The following is a 1792-nucleotide window of genomic DNA, read 5'->3' on the forward strand; positions in this document are numbered from 1 at the left end:
GATTAAAAGAACAGTATAAAAGCAAGTGATTTACAAAATTGTAAATCACTTGCTTTTATTATATTAAGTAGCTTCTGACTTATGGTGTAATAATTTTAATAAAAAAGGTAATAGTGATAAGAAAAGTGTTGCTGATGCGAATAACCATGCGTGGCTGGCACCAGTTATCAGTTGATTTGTCTGTGATTGATTACTTATAAATAGTGAAGTAATTGCTGTATAAACTGCAATACCTATATTTTGGACCATTCTTTGAGTAGCTCCAACAGTACCTTGCATATCTTGAGATACTGTGCCCATTATTGCTGAAGTATTAGATGGTAGGAAAAACCCTCCGCCTATACCATATATTAATAATAATAGACTTATTGTTATCGGGTTTAATATATATTGTAATAACCCTAGATTGGTATATGCAGTAATCATTATAACTAATCCTATTTGCCAAGATGAAAGATGATTAATTTTTTCTAAAATATATGGAGGAATTATAAAGCCTAAAGATGTTGTACCTCCAAATACAAATATTGCAAATATAGGAGATGAAAATGATATATTTTTGAATAAACGTAAATCGATGATAGGATGATGAGTTTTTAATTCCCACACAATAAATAAACCAAAAGTAACAATAAAGATTAAGAAATTGCCATATACTGATATATTAAACATTGAATGATAAGACCAAGAAGTTAAACTTATCAGTAAACAAAAGATAGATAGAAATAATAATAGATTTCCACGTATATCTAAATGAATAGATACACTATTTTGTTCTTTAATATATTTTTTTAAAAGTATACAACCTATTAATCCTATAAATATAAAGGGAATATTAATCCAAAATATCCATCTCCAATTTCCTATAGATATTAAAAGGCCTCCAATACTAGGACCTAACACGGGACCTACTCCTAATAAAATGCTCAAAGTTCCTAATGCTGGTCCCTGTCTATGCTCAGGAATGGTTGTAGTAATAATAGCTGTAGCAGTGCCTTGTAAACCACGAAAAGTAATTAATTCTACTACGTTATTTGAAAATCCACATAAAATAGAAGATATCAAAAACACTGTTAGTCCAATACTATAGATATTTAGACGATTGTACTTATCACTCAGTCTTCCAAATATAATAATGGTCCCTGTAAGTAACAAAGTATATAACGTAATACTCCAAGAAATAAAAGAAGCATCAACATTAAAAGATTTAGATAAAGTGGGTAACGCCACATTGATAATACCACTATCTAGAGTTGATAAGAACATACCTATTCCTGCTGTAAAAACAACTAAATGATCGATATATTTAGAAGAATTCATCTATCATACCTCCTCATTTAACTAATTTAAGTTCAGTGAATAAGTAAGTAAATTGACTATTAAAAAATTAATAGTATGTATAATCTTGTTACCTATAATTGTAATATATCAACAAAAAAGATACTCAAAGTATGAGTACCTTTAAAATTTAAAAATAATTAATTCCGATAGCATCTCTGACTTCGTGAAGTGTTTGAGATGCTATTAATCGAGCTTGATTACTTCCATCTTTTAATATTTCATATATATAGTCCAGATTATTTTGATATTGATTTCTTCTATTTCTAATTGGTTCTAGTTCTGCTTGTATGATTTCATTTAAGTATTTTTTAACTTTAACATCACCTAAGCCACCGGCTTTATAATGCTCTTTCATTTCTGCTAAATACTTTTTATCTTTACAAAAAACATCTAAGTAAGTGAATACTGTATTGTCTTCTATTCGACCAGGATCAGTAACTCGAATGTGATT

General features: G+C 28.6%; 1 protein-coding gene and 1 pseudogene. Both read right to left on the reverse strand.

What is annotated here, in order from left to right; all coding sequences use genetic code 11:
* Positions 1-63: 63 nt before the first annotated feature.
* On the reverse strand, positions 64-1320 hold the full coding sequence (locus ABZX02_RS43845; protein WP_355307959.1) for an MFS transporter: 1257 nt from the start codon (positions 1318-1320) through the stop codon (positions 64-66).
* A gap of 148 nt (positions 1321-1468) precedes the next feature.
* A pseudogene (locus tag ABZX02_RS43850) lies at positions 1469-1792 on the reverse strand (tryptophan--tRNA ligase); the annotation flags it as partial.

The organism is Lentzea sp. NPDC003310 (assembly GCF_040610935.1).
Lineage (GTDB): Bacteria > Actinomycetota > Actinomycetes > Mycobacteriales > Pseudonocardiaceae > Lentzea.

Bases quoted from the DNA above. Each gene is read 5' to 3' on its own strand.
- ABZX02_RS43845 (WP_355307959.1), bottom strand. From the start codon at position 1,320: ATGAATTCTTCTAAATATATCGATCATTTAGTTGTTTTTACAGCAGGA.